This is a genomic window from Leptospira kobayashii (assembly GCF_003114835.2).
GTDB lineage: Bacteria > Spirochaetota > Leptospiria > Leptospirales > Leptospiraceae > Leptospira_A > Leptospira_A kobayashii.
The window spans coordinates 90595-107853 of sequence record NZ_AP025029.1 but is presented as its reverse complement, the minus strand read 5'-3'; the positions used below and the strand labels follow the sequence as shown (position 1 = coordinate 107853).

Annotated in this window: 20 protein-coding genes; 7 read left to right on the top strand and 13 right to left on the bottom strand. The window is 39.3% G+C overall.

What is annotated here, in order from left to right; all coding sequences use genetic code 11:
- Nucleotides 1-4 precede the first annotated feature (4 nt).
- Nucleotides 5-1156, top strand: a complete 1152-nt coding sequence (locus DI077_RS18770; protein ID WP_109022406.1) for a SpoIIE family protein phosphatase — start codon at nucleotides 5-7, stop codon at nucleotides 1154-1156.
- Nucleotides 1156-2139 carry a P-loop NTPase family protein gene (locus DI077_RS18765; protein WP_109022407.1) on the top strand — a complete coding sequence of 328 codons (984 nt, stop codon included), beginning with the start codon at nucleotides 1156-1158 and terminating at the stop codon, nucleotides 2137-2139. The genes DI077_RS18770 and DI077_RS18765 overlap by 1 nt, the downstream gene beginning before the upstream one ends.
- On the opposite strand, the gene DI077_RS18760 is transcribed toward DI077_RS18765, so the two are convergent.
- From DI077_RS18760 to DI077_RS18730, 7 genes are all read right to left on the bottom strand, one after another.
- Nucleotides 2132-2554: an acyl-CoA thioesterase gene (locus DI077_RS18760; RefSeq protein WP_109022408.1), complete on the bottom strand. Its 423-nt coding sequence runs from the start codon at nucleotides 2552-2554 to the stop codon at nucleotides 2132-2134. The genes DI077_RS18765 and DI077_RS18760 overlap by 8 nt on opposite strands.
- Nucleotides 2555-4276 (bottom strand): glycerol-3-phosphate dehydrogenase/oxidase, encoded by a 1722-nt coding sequence (locus DI077_RS18755; RefSeq protein ID WP_109022409.1) that lies wholly within the window; start codon nucleotides 4274-4276, stop codon nucleotides 2555-2557.
- Entirely contained in the window at nucleotides 4206-5129 is a 924-nt protein-coding gene (locus DI077_RS18750) for a diacylglycerol/lipid kinase family protein (RefSeq protein WP_109022410.1), read from the bottom strand. Before DI077_RS18750 ends, DI077_RS18755 begins: the two co-directional genes overlap by 71 nt.
- Nucleotides 5126-5776: a TetR/AcrR family transcriptional regulator gene (locus tag DI077_RS18745; RefSeq protein WP_109022411.1), complete on the bottom strand. Its 651-nt coding sequence runs from the start codon at nucleotides 5774-5776 to the stop codon at nucleotides 5126-5128. Before DI077_RS18745 ends, DI077_RS18750 begins: the two co-directional genes overlap by 4 nt.
- Nucleotides 5777-7396, bottom strand: coding sequence for an FAD-binding oxidoreductase (locus DI077_RS18740; protein WP_109022412.1), 1620 nt, complete (start codon nucleotides 7394-7396; stop codon nucleotides 5777-5779).
- Between the two features lie 203 nt (nucleotides 7397-7599).
- On the bottom strand, nucleotides 7600-8055 hold the full coding sequence (locus DI077_RS18735; RefSeq protein WP_109022413.1) for a VanZ family protein: 456 nt from the start codon (nucleotides 8053-8055) through the stop codon (nucleotides 7600-7602).
- A 60-nt stretch (nucleotides 8056-8115) separates the two neighbouring features.
- The gene (locus DI077_RS18730) at nucleotides 8116-8424 is read right to left on the bottom strand and encodes an HU family DNA-binding protein (RefSeq protein WP_109022414.1); all 309 of its coding nucleotides are present in this window, start codon (nucleotides 8422-8424) and stop codon (nucleotides 8116-8118) included.
- A 154-nt stretch (nucleotides 8425-8578) separates the two neighbouring features.
- On the opposite strand from DI077_RS18730, the gene DI077_RS18725 reads away from it, so the two are divergent.
- Both DI077_RS18725 and DI077_RS18720 read left to right on the top strand, forming a co-directional pair.
- A complete protein-coding gene (locus DI077_RS18725; protein ID WP_242935464.1) occupies nucleotides 8579-9877 on the top strand; it encodes an STAS domain-containing protein in 1299 nt (432 codons plus the stop codon).
- Between the two features lie 3 nt (nucleotides 9878-9880).
- A complete protein-coding gene (locus tag DI077_RS18720; protein WP_109022416.1) occupies nucleotides 9881-10387 on the top strand; it encodes a hypothetical protein in 507 nt (168 codons plus the stop codon).
- Here DI077_RS18720 and DI077_RS18715 read toward each other — a convergent pair.
- Nucleotides 10338-10862 carry a hypothetical protein gene (locus tag DI077_RS18715; RefSeq protein ID WP_242935463.1) on the bottom strand — a complete coding sequence of 175 codons (525 nt, stop codon included), beginning with the start codon at nucleotides 10860-10862 and terminating at the stop codon, nucleotides 10338-10340. The genes DI077_RS18720 and DI077_RS18715 overlap by 50 nt on opposite strands.
- A 95-nt stretch (nucleotides 10863-10957) precedes the next feature.
- Here DI077_RS18715 and DI077_RS18710 point away from each other — a divergent pair, with 95 nt between their 5' ends.
- Nucleotides 10958-12460: an HDOD domain-containing protein gene (locus DI077_RS18710; RefSeq protein WP_109022418.1), complete on the top strand. Its 1503-nt coding sequence runs from the start codon at nucleotides 10958-10960 to the stop codon at nucleotides 12458-12460.
- Nucleotides 12461-12469: 9 nt separating this feature from the next.
- On the top strand, nucleotides 12470-12721 hold the full coding sequence (locus DI077_RS18705) for a hypothetical protein (RefSeq protein ID WP_109022419.1): 252 nt from the start codon (nucleotides 12470-12472) through the stop codon (nucleotides 12719-12721).
- On the opposite strand, the gene DI077_RS18700 is transcribed toward DI077_RS18705, so the two are convergent.
- Complete coding sequence (locus tag DI077_RS18700) at nucleotides 12718-13164, bottom strand: Crp/Fnr family transcriptional regulator (RefSeq protein ID WP_109022420.1); 447 nt, start codon at nucleotides 13162-13164, stop codon at nucleotides 12718-12720. The genes DI077_RS18705 and DI077_RS18700 overlap by 4 nt on opposite strands.
- A gap of 110 nt (nucleotides 13165-13274) precedes the next feature.
- Between DI077_RS18700 and DI077_RS18695 the strand changes: the two genes are divergently transcribed.
- Nucleotides 13275-14342, top strand: coding sequence for an acyltransferase family protein (locus DI077_RS18695; protein WP_109022421.1), 1068 nt, complete (start codon nucleotides 13275-13277; stop codon nucleotides 14340-14342).
- Here DI077_RS18695 and DI077_RS18690 read toward each other — a convergent pair.
- From DI077_RS18690 to DI077_RS18675, 4 genes are read right to left on the bottom strand one after another with little or no spacing between them, the layout of a single operon-like run.
- Nucleotides 14308-14913, bottom strand: a complete 606-nt coding sequence (locus DI077_RS18690; protein ID WP_109022422.1) for an NADPH-dependent FMN reductase — start codon at nucleotides 14911-14913, stop codon at nucleotides 14308-14310. The two genes, DI077_RS18695 and DI077_RS18690, sit on opposite strands and share 35 nt — an antisense overlap.
- Nucleotides 14910-15557, bottom strand: coding sequence for a DUF1569 domain-containing protein (locus DI077_RS18685; protein WP_109022423.1), 648 nt, complete (start codon nucleotides 15555-15557; stop codon nucleotides 14910-14912). The genes DI077_RS18690 and DI077_RS18685 overlap by 4 nt, the downstream gene beginning before the upstream one ends.
- A gap of 14 nt (nucleotides 15558-15571) precedes the next feature.
- A complete protein-coding gene (locus DI077_RS18680) occupies nucleotides 15572-16273 on the bottom strand; it encodes a ParB/RepB/Spo0J family partition protein (protein ID WP_109022424.1) in 702 nt (233 codons plus the stop codon).
- On the bottom strand, nucleotides 16257-17183 hold the full coding sequence (locus DI077_RS18675; protein ID WP_109022425.1) for a ParA family protein: 927 nt from the start codon (nucleotides 17181-17183) through the stop codon (nucleotides 16257-16259). Before DI077_RS18675 ends, DI077_RS18680 begins: the two co-directional genes overlap by 17 nt.
- Nucleotides 17184-17259: the final 76 nt, after the last annotated feature.

Below are 17259 nucleotides of genomic sequence, written 5' to 3'. Positions count from 1 at the left end.
CATCGTGAACCACAACGAGTTTAAAATTCTTGTGGTTGAGGACAACCAACTCAACCGCAAGATGATTACTCATATTCTCAAAAAAAACAACTATCAGGTCGACGAAGCGGACAACGGCAAACTCGCTCTGGAAAAAATAGATTCCTGGAAACCTGACTTAATACTACTCGATATCATTATGCCGGAGATGGACGGTTTGGAAGTTTTACAAATCATCCGTTCCAAACTCACACAAGTAGAACTCCCCGTCATCCTTGTGACCGCCATGCAAGGTTCGGATGACATAGTAAGAGGATTTCAACTCGGTGCCAATGATTATCTACCGAAAAACTTTAATATAGAAGAACTATTCGCAAGAGTCAATACCGCACTCGAAATCAGAAGATACCATAATTTACTTAAACAACGCAACAAGACCATCGAAAGAGAATTGGACATCGCAAGGTTGATCCAAAAAAAGCTCCTTCCAACAAATGCACCGTCTATCCCGGGTTATCTGATTCACAGTACTTATGAGCCTTTGGATAAAGTAGGCGGGGATTATTACGACTTCAATGAGATGAAAGACTACTGCGACTTTTTTATGGCGGACGTGTCAGGGCATGGAGTGCCCGGAGCGTTTATAGCGTCCATTTTAAAGATGACGACCCAGTATACGAACCAATTCAATTACAACTTGTCCGAAATTCTAAGAATTATGGACCAAGCAGTCGCCGAACGGGGAGCAAACGGGATGTTCGCTACCGCAGTGATTCTAAGATTGTATCCTGAAAAAGCATTGATCCGATATGCAAGTGCAGGCCATCCTCCTATTTTAATCCACCGCCGTTCTACGGAGGAATTCATTGAACTAAGCACAAAAGGAGCTCCCCTCGGAATCAATTATGATTTCAAGAAAAAGCCTTTCGAAGAAGGTGAATTCTCTTTGGTCAAAGGGGATAGAATCATTTTATTCACCGATGGAATCACGGAAGCGGAGAATGAAGCAGGGATTCCTTACGAAAATACGGAATGGAAAAAATTTTTGATTCATAATAAAGAAAAACCCCTGGTATCTCTTTCTTTAAGATTGATTGAGAGTCTGAAAAAATTCTCAAATAAAGATCAGTTTGAAGACGATATCACTTGGGTTGTGATAGATTATACGGGAACGTAATGGAAAAAGAATTACTAGAACTGATAGACTCCGCATATTTAGGGGAAAAATACCCGATCGCACAAATCATTTCAAAAATCGAAACGAAGGAAAATCTGGAATTTAGAAAACAGTTATTTTCCGAGCTTACAAAAAGAAATCAGGGAAAAGAAGAAGGGCTTACTATCGGAATCACAGGAACTCCCGGTGCGGGAAAATCCTCTTTGCTTGGAGAGATTTGTAAAGATTTCATATCCATGGCGCCTAACAAAAAAATGGCGATTGTGGCCATCGACCCTTCTTCCAATATCAGCGGAGGTTCGATTCTGGGAGACAGAACGAGAGTGGTATTGCCTCGTAGGGAAAATAGAATCTATTTCAGATCACAGCCGTCGCAACTGGAATTGGGCGGGTTAAATCCGTATACTTATCATGTGATCCGTTTTTTAAGAAATATATTCGATTATGTTTTTGTCGAAACAGTGGGAATCGGACAGAATGAGATTGCCGTCTCCCTAATTTCGGACATATCCTTCCTTGTTATGCAACCATTAGGCGGTGATCAGGTACAATTTATGAAAAGCGGAATCATGGAAGTACCTGATGCGTTTATCATCAATAAATGCGATGAGGAGTCACTAGCCAACTCCAGCTATTATATGTTGCAAACTACCCTTGAGTTTATCAAAGATATACTCCCGGATCAAAACCTTCCTCCCATTTTCAAAACCTCTGTTGTCAAACGGACAGGAGTGAAGGAATTGCTTTCCTTTATCTTAAGTTATACGAAAAGAAAAGATAAAAATTATGAAATGAAAACTCAGTTGAAAAAATGGCTCACTGCCGAATTCGGGCATTGGGGACTTCGTATTTGGAATGAAGCCAACAAATCCCCCAACCAAACCGTTCGTCTGGGAAACATTCTAGAAAAAGCACAATCGAAGATTTTATATGAAGAGGAAGAAGATAAAATCTTACAACTAGTGCAAAATCATATTAAATAAATCTTTTTGAAAAACCGGAAGGTACTTCGGCAGGTTTTCTATGCTCATAATCGAAAAAAACAATCCCTGTTTTGGCCCGGGCAATTTCTTTCTCGTCCCCTACTCTTATGATCCGATAATAGATATCACAACCTTTTTTGGTAAATTCAGTCACGGACAAATCAAATCGTAAAATATCCCGAAAGAATGCTTCGTTTGAATAAGTAATCACCACATCCGCGACTACGATACCCTTTCCCTCCACATCCAATTCTCCCCAACCGTTATCATGGAAAAGAAGTGCTCTCGATTCATGAACAAGAGAAAGAATCGCATCATGAGCAAGATGTCCGGCAAAATTGATATCTCCGATCCGAATGTTAATGATCGTGGAAAAATGCCAAACTTCGGGTAGTTCTAATTTAACGCGTGCCACTTATCCTTTAGCCCAAATATATCTTTGATCCACCAGTTTTGTTTCTAACGTGATTTTCTTTTTATCCCAAGACAGTTGTTTGGCGATTCGGGCAAGTAATAATTGATTGTCTTTCGAGTTCAATGCTCCTACTGTACCTACACCGGATCTTCTGAAATAAAAATCCGTTGCTGATACGATATCATCATTTTCCAAAATATGGAATATCTCTTCTTCAAAAATCCACTCCCCATTGGCCAATTGGAAATTGACACCGGGTTTATTTTGTAAGATTTTATAAGCCAATGAACCGTAACGATTAGCGATCTGTTCGATTTTTAATCCGTCCGCTTTGGGAAATTTTTTTTCCAACTCGGAAGTGAGCGATTTCAAGTCATCGTAATGCCCCCCGAGCAACGGTTCCAAATGAGTGGAACATGGTCTGACGGGTTTCGGCAGATAATCCGCAATCTGATCGACTAAAGATTCGGCTACTGAGCGACTAGTAGTATACTTGCCACCTAACGCAGAAAAGAATCCAGGGAATCCTTCTCCTGCGTAATGCATGATTTCCGATTTTCTGGATGCGGAATAAGTTTCCGATTTCTCAGTAGGATCTTCCACAAGAGGTCGAAGTCCTCCGTAATAATAATCAACATCTTTCAAAGTCAACGTAGACAATCCGAAACTACGGTTTACTTCTTCCAACAAATCGAGAATTTCGGACTCTTTCACGGTGAACTGATTCGGATCATCGTCGTACTTCGTATCCGTAGTCCCTATAATGGTTTTATTTCTCCAAGGGATTACAAACAGATGTGAGCCGTCTTTCTTTTGTAAGATGATACATTCTTTACTACAGATATTTCGAACGACAGCATGGATCCCTTTGGATCGAACCAGGTTTTTTTCATGAGTAACACCAGCAATAGATTCTATCAAATCCGCCCAAGGTCCGGCACTATTGACTACCGTCTTACAAAGAATCGTTTTTTCCTTACCTGTCACTTTATCATGAACTCCGATAATATAACCCGCTTTGTTTTGTTTTCTGATGAATTTGACTTCCGCATAATTGAAAGCCTGGCCGCCGCGTTCTTTGGCGGAAGAAATAAACTCGGAAGTATGTCGTTCGGGATTTATATTTGCATAATCATAATATTGATAAGAACCTATCAGTCCTTCCCTATTCGCAGAGGGAGTTTTATAAATTGTTTCAGCAAGAGAATTCCAATGATAACGCGGGATAAAACGATCAGGACTGATGTCGAAGTTTCTATCATAAGAAAGTAAATTGTATAATTCCATACCCGCTTTCAAAATATAACGGGCTGTATGCGAATAAAGCGGGACAATAAATCCCAAAGTACGGACAGCATGTGGTGAAATTTTTGCAAGGATTCTTCTTTCTCTCAAAGATTCCCGAACCAAACCGAATTCTAAATTTTTTAAATAACGCAGTCCTCCGTGAATCAGCTTGGAAGTAGCTTGCGTAGTGCCGGAAGCATAATCGTTTTTTTCGAGTAATAAAACCTTGTATCCTCTTAAACTGGCATCCCAGAGAACATTGGCACCTGTAATACCGCCACCGATAACGACGATATCATATTCTTCATCCCCAAGGGCATCGAGTCTATTCTTCTTAGAGTTCACATTAACCAATGATTCCTTCCTAACATTTAACAGAGATAATGGACGGGATGATTTTGAAACTTGCCGGCAATTGACCCATATTTTCACCATCCACATCAATGAAAATATCCTCTTCCGAGCTAGCTTCCAGACTGAAAGCTGTTCTGGAAATGATCTTTGGCTGTCCTTCCGCCTGGCCTTTGTATAGTTTTCCAAATTTTGCCAAAGTTTCCAAACGACCTATGTCTTCGATGATAAGAAGATCAAAAAGACCGTCCTCTAGCTTTGCTTTAGGTGCAAACCACATCCCTCCACCAGCATATTCTCCGTTCGCGCAAACAATGATTCTGCTAGTGCAATCAATCGTTTCTTTGTTATTGATTTTCAAATGTACTTTTTTGTTCTTATACGTAAGGAGGCAAACTAGAGTGTATAGAAAAAAGACTCCTTTACCTCCGATAAAATTGGCCAGTTTGGAACGATTGACCCGATAAACAACTTCTCCTCCCATTCCGAAATCGGCTAGGTTGATACTCATATACTTTCCGGTTGATTTGTCTTCTTTGGTATACGTAGTTTCGATCACATCGATCTTTCTGATTTTACCGTTTAATATCTGTTTGAGGGCCTCTGACGGCTTTTTATTCACACGAAGAGTTTTGATAAAATCATTTCCTCTTCCCGCAGGGATCGGACTGAAAACGGCATCTTTGGAAATCAATTTGCCATTTTCAAAAAATCCGTTTACAATGTTGGAAAGGGTTCCGTCCCCCCCTATTCCCACGATCCAATTTTGGCCCGCTTTAATTGATTTGGATGCGATCTGGCCCGCCGTCAAAGAGGGAGTAGTTTCTTCAAAATCGTATTCAATCTTTTGTTTGTCCAACTCCGACTTAACTTTTTTCCAAACCTTACCTGATATACCGCCGCCGGAAACAGGATTCAAGATGATCTTCATTTTCATACGGATTCGCCTTTTGTATTTGAATTAGGAGAGAACAAACCGAAAAATAAAACATGTTCCAAAGTCTCTATATATGATTTTTCACTTTTGATTTCTTTTAAAAAATGACCGTCTAATAAAACCTCAACGGCACCCCGAATCATTCCCCATGCTACGGCTACGTTGGGGTAAGCGCCTTTGCTATTAATCAGATTTTCCGCCCTTGCCTGCTTATATATTTTTTCGAGTACTGTAAGCCGATTGCTACGTTCATGAAATAGTTTCTCTCTCATTTCTTCCGAAACATTATTCAAGTTCATACTATCACCGCATTGTTTTGCAACAAGATACATATTTTTATCACCTAAACAATGTTCTACGTAAGCACGAACGGCCCTCCGTGCCATTTCCAACCCGGTCGGTTCCTTTAACGCAACTTCCAATCTTTCCCGAAGACGAAGATAATCTTCGTATTGAATCCTAGCCATCAGATCATCTTTACTTTTAAAATGGAGATATATGGTCCCTCTCCCGATTTCAAGTTGTTTGGCTATATCATCCATCTTAACCGAAGACGGATGATTGATCTGAAAAAGTCCGATCGCGGTTGCGAGAATATTTAATTCTCTCCTCTCGAACTCCCTTTTTTTACGTTCGGATACTCCCATCTATTTTAAACCTAATGTACCACCCGGATTCATGATTCCTTTAGGATCCAATGACTTCTTAACAGCAGTCAAAGTTTGAATCGTGGATTCCCCTACTTCGGATTTCATCCAAGGCGCCAGCATTCTACCTATGCCATGATGATGCGAAAGAGAACCGCCGTTTTTATGAATGGTATCGATAATTCCTTTGTGGAAAGAAGTGAAAGAACCTATTTCATTTTTCACATCCATCGGACTTAGAAAAATAAAATACAGGTTAGCTCCATTTTCGTAAGCATGAGAGATGTGAACCATACAGGAAGTGTTCGGGAAACTTTTGATATATTTCCTGGTATTGTCCCAAAGACCATATAACTCAGACCAGGTGACAGCAGTCTCCAAAGTATCGATCCGAACTCCTTCATCCATAAGAGAGTCTCTCAAATAAGCACTGGAATATCTCTGATCCAGCCATTTTTGAACGGGAGAAGATCCTGTGGAGAACCCACCTCGTTTCTTTGCTATGTTTTTAATTTTTTTGAAAACGAATGCACTATAATCTGGGTCACCGTCAACAATGATATGCATCAAAGAACGACCGTTTGGTTTATAACCTAGAAAATTCAAAGCTTTGTCGGCGAAACTACCTTCGACTCCACTCATTTTAAAAGAGATATCCGTTTCTTCCGGATCTTGAATACGAAAGAAATGAGGTTTGCCGAATCCACCTTGCATAACTTCTCTCATTGTTTCCACGGCAGATTGAAAATCTTTGAATATAAATGAACCTTTGGTGGAATTTTTAGGATCAAATTTGCGAATCTTCAAAGTAGCCTTTGTGATGACACCGAAAACCCCCTCACTGCCTAAAAAGAATTTAAACACATCCGGACCGATAGACGCGGCTGGATAAGGTTTGCTTTCGATTTTTCCGCTTGGTGTAATTGCCGTTAGCGCAAGCAATATGTCTTCCATCTTGCCGTAACCTGTGGATGCTTGTCCGGCACCTTTCGCAGCAATCCAACCACCTACGGTTGAAAATTCAAAAGATTGGGGGAAATGTCCGCATGTGTAACCTTTCTCATTCAGAAAAGCTTCCAAAACGGGTCCTTTGATTCCTGCTTCGACAGTAACAGTACTGTCTACCGCATTGAATTCGATCACTTTATCCAATTTGGAAAGATCGATCGATATACCGCCATTAGGTGCTTGCAATGCCTTCGTTACACTGGAGCCCGCACCGAAGGGTATAATCGGAAGTTTCAACTCATTAGCAAGTGAAACCAATTTTTGCACTTCTTCTTCTGATTTGGGATAAGCAACTGCTTCCGCAACATCTTCAAACTTACCAAATCGCGCGTTATAAATTTCGGTATAAAACTTACCGATCGAATGTTTTGCCCGATCCAACGGATCAAGTTGAAAGGAGCCCGCTCCTAAGATTTTTTTAAACTTTGCAATCGCGCTTGTGGAAAGTTTTGATTTCCGCAAAGGTTTGATTTCCGAAACCCCTTTTGGAAAGGCAGCCTTAAAATCGGAACTTACATTGAATTGCGATTCGATAAAGGATCTGGTATGTGATGGTAAGGAATGCTCGACTTCAGCACTTCCCCATTTATAAATATTTCGCGTAATTGCCATCTAAGTATCTCGGTGTTTGAATTTTCACTAATTCTTGAACCACGTTCACTTTTTGACAAGGACTTTTTGCAAAAAGGCGAACATATTGAAAAAAAACAAATCTTTGAGTATACAAAACATCTGTTTTGTGGTAAAGAAGTTTTCACGAGGGATTAATCCCACGAACCTCACCCCCCACCCAAAAGGGTGGGGAATCTAAAGATTCACGCACCCAATTCCTTTTGATACTCTTCCCTTACTTTCTCTACAAAGTCCTTATTTAGGATATCTCCGTTGTCAAACAATCTGACCAGTATGTTTACAATCATCTGATCGTCATCATAACCGGTGATCATCCATTCCAGTAGTTCGAATACCACGTCTAACGCGGGCTTATTGATCCCGTCGGATGTTCCTTGCCCTATTTGCAGGATAAGTTGATTTAAAGATGCAAAATCTCTCTCATTGATATATTTTCGAATCTGTTCCGGATAACGGACCATAATGCTTTGTTTGATTGCATTCGGAGTAAAGTAAAAATCTTCAACGGAGAACTTGGTAACTAACGGATGTATAAGTTCTTTTTCTTCCCTACCCTTTTGGATCCAAACCTGCAGAAGCTTTTCACCAAACAGAGAATCAACGAACGGAAGAAAAGGAAACGGTTTTTTTTCGTTCATACGAACTGAAGGAGATTCACGACCCAGGCCTTGTGAAAAATCACGCCTGGGTGAAATGAACTATTTCTTTGGAGGAACGACTGCGTCTTTACAAGTTTTGGATAAATTGAACTTAACAACTGTTTTAGCAGGGATTTGAATTGCTTCACCGGTTGCAGGGTTTCTTCCCTTTCTTTTTGGACGATTACGTTTTACAAGTTTACCCAATCCTGGGATTACAAATACCCCGTTCTTCTTTGTTTCCTTGTATGCAAGTTCTACAAATGTATCAAGAAAAGCCGCGACGGCTTTTTTTGTTAATCCTGTTGACTCAGCAAGCTCGCTAAGCAATTCAGATTTTTTCAAGGGGGTAGGGGTTGCAGTTGCCATACTATAATTATCCTTATGCACCAATAAAAGGTTACACTATATTTCAATGATTGATTGGTTGGTACAAGCTATATTTTTTTTGGATACAACTTTTCTTCAATTTTCTTAGGAAATTGAAAGATTTTTTAAAAAAACCTTTATTTTCTTAAGGAAAATGCAATTTTCACCTAATCTTATGACATCCTCTCCGTATAAAAAGGTCATCGTTGTACAAAAACGTACAAAATACGAGTTAGACTTAGAAACATATGGGACTTTAACTAAGTATAAGGATGTCGCGAAAGACAACGAAGATGTCTTATCCCGTACATTGGAATCTCATGAAAGACAATTGAAATCACGTGAGTTTCTTAAACAAAAAGTATTCCCGAATGCCGACTTTGTTTTCCGGGAAGAATTTGATAATGGCCTGCATCTTGGAAATTACGATCTGATTGTTTCCCATGGAGGAGATAATCACTTCACTTATGTAGCTCATCAGACCGGAAAACTCCACTTAATCGGTTGCAATTCGGATCCACAGTCTTCCGTAGGAGCGCTTCTTGGATTTACGGCGGAAGATTTGGAAAAAGCGGTAAAAACCCGATTCAAAGATACCACCGTTGAAAAATGGTCACTCATCAAAACCACGATCCAGTATCCTGATGGAAAGACTGTGCAAACTGTTCCTGCTATTTGTGAACTTTCCATCCGAAACAACAGCCCTGACCTTACATCCCGATATTGGATTTCCTATGAAAACAGGAAAGAGGAACAAAAATGTTCAGGACTTTTGGTTTATACCGGAGCAGGTTCCACCGGTTGGGTTTCTTCTTGTTCCCCTAGAAAATTTTCCTCTTTCTCAAAACATGAGTCCTATTTTCATGTATATGCCAGAGAGATTCGTGCCAAGATTTCGGACAAAGAGTTTTCCTTGGCAGATTTCCGTGCCTTAAATGAAGTGGAAGTAATATCGGAAATGAACGGTGGAATTGCAGTGGATTCTCTTACCGAGAGACACTATCCTTTCCCTCCATATTCGAAAGCTATATTTAGATTATCCGATGAAACGCTCTCTGTAGTGGTTCCAGTAAATAGAGGACAAACTATGCAAGATTTACCATATGAAATAAATCACACTAAAATCAATGGTGCCGTTATTGTTCAAATCAAAGGAAGAATGGAATCAGGTCCTTTGGACAAGATTACCCAAACCATTTTAGATGAGATGAATCAAACTGACCGAAGATTTTTAATTTTAGATTTTTCCGAGCTTCGTTATATTTCAAGTTTGGGGATTCGAATGATCTTAGATGTAAAAATGAGTCTCCAAAAAAAATCAAAAGAGATGGCGCTTGTAGGCGTTACCAGCTCCATTTATCAAGTTTTTCATTTATTAGGATTAGCAAACGCATTTCAATTTTTCGCTGATCGAGAAGAGGTTCTCAAATTTTTAGAGGAAAACTCTAAGTAACAAATGGTTTCCCGTGTTCCAATCTGGATTGCGAATACGGTATTAACCTCTTTCCTGTTTTTCTGTATCATGTTCTTTGTAGTTTCCAATGAAAACCGGAAGCTTCACCTTGCCTACAATCAATTAAACGATCCCCATTATGCGAATTTTGCAACGGTCCAGGAAATTATCAGAGTAAAGAACAAGTTTCCTATTCTTTATCAATGCCATTATACTTTTTCTTTGGAAAACGGAACGTTGGTTGAATCTTCGGAGTCGATTCCTTACGAAATTTACAAAAAACTCAAGTTAGGTGATTCAATTCAGATTGCTAGTATTGAAACCAGCTTTTTCGGAAGGAAATTAGCACTTTCAAAAATTAAAAACAATACGGAGACCCCTCCCCTATTGGAAAACCTGGAACGATTCTTCAGAGGCGGGGTGTCTTTATTTGCAATCCTTTCCGGACTATCCCTATTGTTTAGGGCTTGGGGATTGCAATCTCGAACTTATCCTTCCCCTCAAAGATAAGCTGGGCTTGTCTTGCTTCCTGAAGATAAGATTCGGGATTTACGTCAAAACTTACAAAACACATATACTTGTCGTATTTAACAATAAACATAAAATCGCGGGAAGTTAGATGAGGTAGTTGACCCATGAAACCGCGGACCCATTTGCTTTCTCTATAAACTCTTTCGTATTTGATATTTGAAGTATCGATTTTTTTGATACTTTCTTTTGCTTCTTTAGTCGTATCCCGGCTTACAATTTCTTTTTTTAAAGCTTTGATCAGATTGTATTCCAATTTCGCTTTTTTAAGAGGCTGGCTCTCCGCAATTGTTTTATAATAATATTCATAAAACTCTTTATCTTGTCCTTCTTTTGCATCATGATCTTCTTCTGCAGCAGAAGTTGCCTTATTAGGATTTGTCGTATCCTGAGCCACGAGAGAGCCGGTAGCCAATCCCAGAGAAAGTGCTGTGATAAAAATTAGGGTAAATTTCATTCGTTCCATTAATTCTATTATCGGATTTTTGCATTTAGAATAGAATTAAAATTTTCGGTTTCCAAAAAGAGAAATAGCCCTCATAACAGTAAAGAATGCCCCTTCCACCCCTCATTTCCTTCCAGGAGGAGTTCCTTTCGGGAAGCCCGATCAGAAAGGAGTATATCCATTTTTCAGAGGTCAATTGCCATGACCTGGACGTATGGATTGGAAGGATTTCCAGAACCGTTTCACTGGAATTTCTGCATGAAATCCTATTTACCATCTTAAACGAGCTCTTGGTCAATGCATGTAAGGCAAATGCAAAGAGAGTGTTCTTCAAAGAAAAAGGCCTGAATATCCATCTGGAGACTGATTATTCCAAAGGGATCCCCATGTTTAAGGATGCATTCGGTCACAATCGAAAAAGTATCTTTGCGATGTTGGACCAGTCTTCTTATCAAATCTCTCTGGAAGCGCAAAATTATCCGAATTTTATAGAATTCAAAGTTCGAAATAACGCAAAAATCCTAAACGAAGAAAAGAACAGGATCGAAATCAGAGTTCAGTCCTCCGGCAAATATAAAAACATAAACGACGCCTACAAAGAATCCGTGGATAACGAAGAAAGTTCCGGACTCGGCATAGTCTTGATTCATATACTTCTACGCAATTCCGGTTTGAAAAATCAATTCTTCGAATTGATAACAACGGAAGATTATACGGAAGTCATCATACGAATTCCAAAACTGTTGATTCCTTTGGAACAACAAAATCAAATTCGTAGCCTACTTCTCAAGGAAGTCGACGGCCTTCCTCCCTTATCTCCTCAAATTCAGAAATTGATCAAACTCTCTAAAGATAAGGACGTGGATTGGCCGAAATTGGCGGCGGAAGTACAGAAGGAACCTGCCATCACTGCGGAAATACTGAAGATTGCAAACGCAGCTTTCTTCGGAGGACATACAAAAGTTACTCTGGTAGTGGATGCACTGAAACGAATCGGTCTCAAGAATATAGAATCCATATTTCTCGCATTAGGTGCCAGAAAAATAATGAATTCCCGTTATGCGAAACAAAAATCCGTTTGGGCCCACTCTTTCAAAACCAGTTTGTATTCGAGATTTTTGGGGCAATCCGTCCATGATTTTATAAAATATTCGGAAATAGCTCCGATCTGCGGCTTATTACATGATTTAGGCAGAATGGTACTGCTTTCCCTGGATCTGTCCATCATTCAGCAAATTCGTGTTTTAAGAAGCGACGAAGCAAACGAAATTTCCGAATGGGTGGAAGAATTTACTCTAGGGATCACCCATTCCGATATTGGTTATCTAATTGCAAAAAAATGGAATTTCCCTGAGGAAATAATCGACGTTATACGGTACCACCACAAACCCTGGCAGTGCAAGTCAGCGAATTTACCCATTTGTAAAATGATCTATGTCAGCGACATTCTTGCAAATACGAATAGGGGCAAAGGGAATTATTATACGATTGAGCCGGAAATACTTGAAAATTTCGGAATTCAGAATGAAACTGAATTCAGATCTCTTCTTGAGCGCTTCAAAAACAAATTTGAGGAACATAAAGACGAATTCGAAGAACTTTTCAATTAGGAGGATGCTATGTTTTGGAAAGAATTAGTTAATCAATCGGAAGAATTTCTACAAGACCCGAATAATATCCGCCACTTCTCGCTAAAAGACCATCCTGAATTTCCATATATCTCCGAGCTGGAAGAAGAGGAGGTATTGGAATTATTGAAAGAATTTCTAAGTTCGGAAAATCAAAAACTATCAATTGCGAATATGATGAGTTATGCCCCCGTTCTTGAAATGATGTTAATTAAAAAAAATCTACCTTCTATCTTCGGTTAAGGATTATCAAAATCCGTAACGTTACTTTCCGAGTCAGATCCGTCTCCGTTTAAATTCGTACTAAATTCTATTTTCTTAGCGACTGAATTTTCCATACTCGTGATCAATAACTCGTTTGTTTTCGCCAACCGATCGGCCATAATCGAAACCATCTTCGCGGCAAATTTCGGATTTTTGACCAAAAAATTCTCAAGCTGTTGTTTGCTTTCGATGGTTGCAAGCTCGGAATTCGTAAGAGCTCTTGCCGTAGCACTTCTAGGATTGGAACTGAAAAGAGCCATCTCACCGAAGAAGTCACCAGGTCTCATAAGAGCGAGTCTCGTCTGGCTATTGTTGACGGTAAAAAATATTTCAACACTCCCCTTAAGGATGATGTACATTGCGTTATTCATCTCTCCTTCTTTGAAGATTCTTTGCCCGGAAGGAATGCTAATTTGACTCATTCTATGGAGACTCCTATATACATTTTTGGCATCTTTCTCCGAATTCTGAATTCATTTTCCTTTCTTTCTCCGGTAGATTGCCGGAATAATGAGAAAAAAGGAAGATTTTAATGTTTGAATGGGAATTATTCGGAATAGTACTAACTGGTTTTTATGCATTTCAAGTTTTGATTTTCAAAACTCCTTTCCAAGTTCCCAACTTTATCAACGAAAAAGCCAGAGATACCAGACTGGATCAAATCCGCGGATTTGCTATGATAGGAATTGTAATGATCCATATACATTCTTATTTTTATTTCTTTCATCCGAATGAGCCCAATGTTACGAACTGGACTTTATTCTTATCAAACTTAAGTCGTTTCTCAGTTCCTGTCTTTGTATTCGGATCGTCCCTTTATTTGAAGATCAAACCAGGTTACTGGAAAACGAAATTCACCGGCCTCGTCCTACCTTATACGCTCGCATCCGCCATCGGCTATTTAATCAAATACAAAGACTGGGCACTCTTGGATTTCACCCTCAAACTATTAACAGGTCAGGTCTTCGCTCCCTATTATTTTGTTCCCCTACTCTTTCAATTCTATATTCTGTTTTTTATACTTCCTTCGTTTTTAAAAGAAGGAAAATGGTTAACAATAACGGTCGTTTTGTCTTTATTTCTTAACTTTCTATCGAATATCAATATTCTCAACGGGATACTACCTTCTTGGTACGGCCCCATTTCCATTTTCAACTATCTAGGTTTTTTCGGATTGGGACTCCTCCTTAAACAGGGAAGTATCTCTCCGAAATATCTGCCTTCAAACCGATTTCAGATATTTTCGATTTCTATCGTTCTTTCCATTTCCGTACTGATTTTAGGATCATTTAGCTTTAACGGAATCGAAATGAAAAACCACCATCTTTTTTATCCGATCGCAACAGTAATTATCTTACATTCGTTACTTTCAAATGATAAAAATGTATTTTTTGTCAGGTTGATAAGTTTTATCGGCAAAAACAGCCTTTTTATATTCCTAATCCATCCCTTCGTGATTCATACAATGCACTCTTGGGACCCGTATAGTTTCGGCGGACCGATACTCGGTTATTTAATAACTTTATTCCTAAACCTTAGTATACCCGGCTTGTTTGCCCTGATTATCAAAAACCTGCAGCAAAGGTTTTCAAATCGATGACTCCACTTTCACGAACCGATTTTAAGGCTTTAACATATTCCAAAAATACAGCAATCGAATATTGAAGCCTTTTTCTGATTCTCTCATCATCTTTACTTTCAGGAGTATCTTGGTTCAAAACGGATTCAACATGTCTTACGATCACATGATCGGGAATGTACACGATTCTGGAATTTTTATAGCTCGATGTTCTCAATTCATTATTAGGATAAGCGCCGCCCAATCCGGAAGAAACAGTAATGATGATCCCCGGCTTGTGAGCCAAATCCGTATTTGAAAAAAACAAAAACATATTTTTCAAAGCCGGGCTTGCCATTCCGTTGTATTCAGGGCAAACCACAACATATCCGTCCGAATCGGAAATTCCTTTAGAGTATTCCAGCCATAAGCTTTTAATATCCGATTCCTTCTCCCACATGTCCGGATTCCAAATAGGAAGAGGGTTTTCACCTAGATCGAATAATAATGATTCGGCGACTCCGGCTTGTTTTAACAGTGAATTACAATAATTGGCTACTTTAGTTGATTGGGATTTTTTTCTTTGGCTTCCCGAAATCAGCGAAATTTTCATTTAGCTCCGCCTTTCCCACCGTTTTTATTACCTTTATAGTTATTTCTTTTTCTGTTCTTCCACTTTCTATTCGGATGCTGATGGTTTTGACCTTCTTTTCCTTCCCGATGTTTCTTATGTTGGCTCTCGATTTTCTCTTGTGCAAACTTTTCCCGTTTGGCTTCCTTCTCTTTAAAGAATCGGATCTTTTCATCGCCTTCGAGTGCAATATATCCGAAAAGAAAACCGGCTAGAATACTATGCAGCTTTTCCCATTGTTTCTTATCCAAATCACCGTAAACCGGATGAAACCCAAAAGGGCCGGAATGCAATTTGAAAGCGGTGATTGCAGTTTTCAATCTGGTCTCCGCGAGTTTTTCATCACCGGATTCTTTCTTCTGAGGAAATCCGAAGATCTGATTTGCTTTTGTGAAGCTCCCAGACGTCAGAAGTTTCGCAAATTTATATTTACCGATGAACCTTGCAAACACGCCTGCGCGATTTGAATCAGTTGCAGACTGAATGGAAGATTCTATTTGAGCCGACATAAAATCAAAAATCTGAAAAACAGTTAAATCATATTTAGGTTTTCTATCACACGCAAGTATGATTCCCAATTCGTTTTCAACATCACCAAGTTGTTTAAATTTTAGCAAGGTTTTCATTAAGCCGCCTTAAGTTATATTATTCCGTATTTTTTTTTCAAACTATTGAACTCTCGATGAAAACTTTCCCGTGCTTTAACGGTCAGTCCACTAAGATCCGCAGTTATCTTGAGCTTAGATGACGTGGGTGAAATGATTTCACCCCCCCTATTCTCTTTACTTCTCAAAACAGATTCTAAATTTTTTACCGAAGTCGGTTTACCTGAAATAATCATTTCCATGACTGTCTTCTGATCAAGTCTAGCAATGGAACTCAATTGTTTCACATATCTCTCGGTATAACCGAGAAGTTTGGAAACTTCCTCGGCTGTCTTCTTTTTCTCTTTTCTCAAATATTGGATTGCTTTTCCAACTTCCCACGGATTGAGGTTTTTGCGTTTTTCGTTTTCAGCAAGTGCCATTTCATAACAGATTTCTTCATCCGCATCCGTTACAGTCGCTTGGATTTCTTTCCACCCCAGCTTGATCGCAGCACGGTATCTTCTTTCTCCTGCAACAATCCAGTATTTATTCTTATCCTTACGGATCAGAATCGGTTCGAGCAACCCGAGTCTATCCATAGATTGGACGAGATCTTCCACATCTTCCTTACCGATAATTCTGGGTTGGACGGGATTGGGAAAAATATGAGCTAGCTCGAAAGAAGAAGGATGTTTCTTTTTCTCAGTATAAGCCGAGATTAAATCCAAAGCTTGAAATTCAGTTTTTTTCGACATGAATTCTCCCCTTTACCTCAGAAGCGAGTTCTTTAAAGTTCTTTAGAGTAGCGTTATCAATCTTTGAAAGAAGAGACATTTTCGCTTGGGCCTGAGGAATCGATTCTCTCCTATAAATGACAGTTTCAAAAACAGGAAAATATTTCTTTATTCCTTCAGCCAAACCTGACAAAGCCTTTTGACCCTCATATTGATTTAAGATTGCTCCCAATAACTTTAGGCGGGGATTTGCCTTCTTTTGAATCTTTGTTATCGTTTCGTGAAGGTCTTTGATTCCCTGCAAACTGAATGCCCTGGTCTGGATAGGAACCAATATGAAATCTGCGCTTAATAATGCATTCTCTAAAATCAATCCCAGGGAAGGAGGGCAATCGATGATAATATATTCATATTCGGAACGAATAGGAAGCAAAGCTTCTTTCAAAAGCTCGAAGTCATCTCTTTCATAAGGTGTTGTCAAGTTTGCAAGCTCGAGTGCGGAAGGAACCAAATCGAAATTTGTCGAAATATTATATATGATATTCTTTATGGAAATTTTCTTTCTGCCTCTGTACCCCAAACATTCCATAACGGAAGGAGCATCTTCTTTGAGAAACAGCTGGGTCGCATTTGCTTGCGGGTCCCAATCGACAAGCAAAACCTTATGATCCTGCGAAAGAGCTTCGGCAAGATACAAGCTGATCGTAGTCTTCCCTTCCCCCCCTTTTTGATTTGAAATCGCAATAATATGCGAATCAAAATCTTCACCATCGGATCCATTGAAGTATTTCTCAAGATTTCCCAACTTGAATTTTCCGGTTTTCCATCCCGGAATTTTTAATCCTTCGGCTTTCTCTTTGAATTTTTCCAAGCTTAGCTTAGCAAAAGAGGCTGCCTCTTCCCAAGAATATTCTTTGTTGCTACCGGACATCGTTTACCTTTCTAAAATTCATATTGTTGATCCCTGCTGTCAATTTAATTATGTCTCTAAGGGGTGAAACCATTTC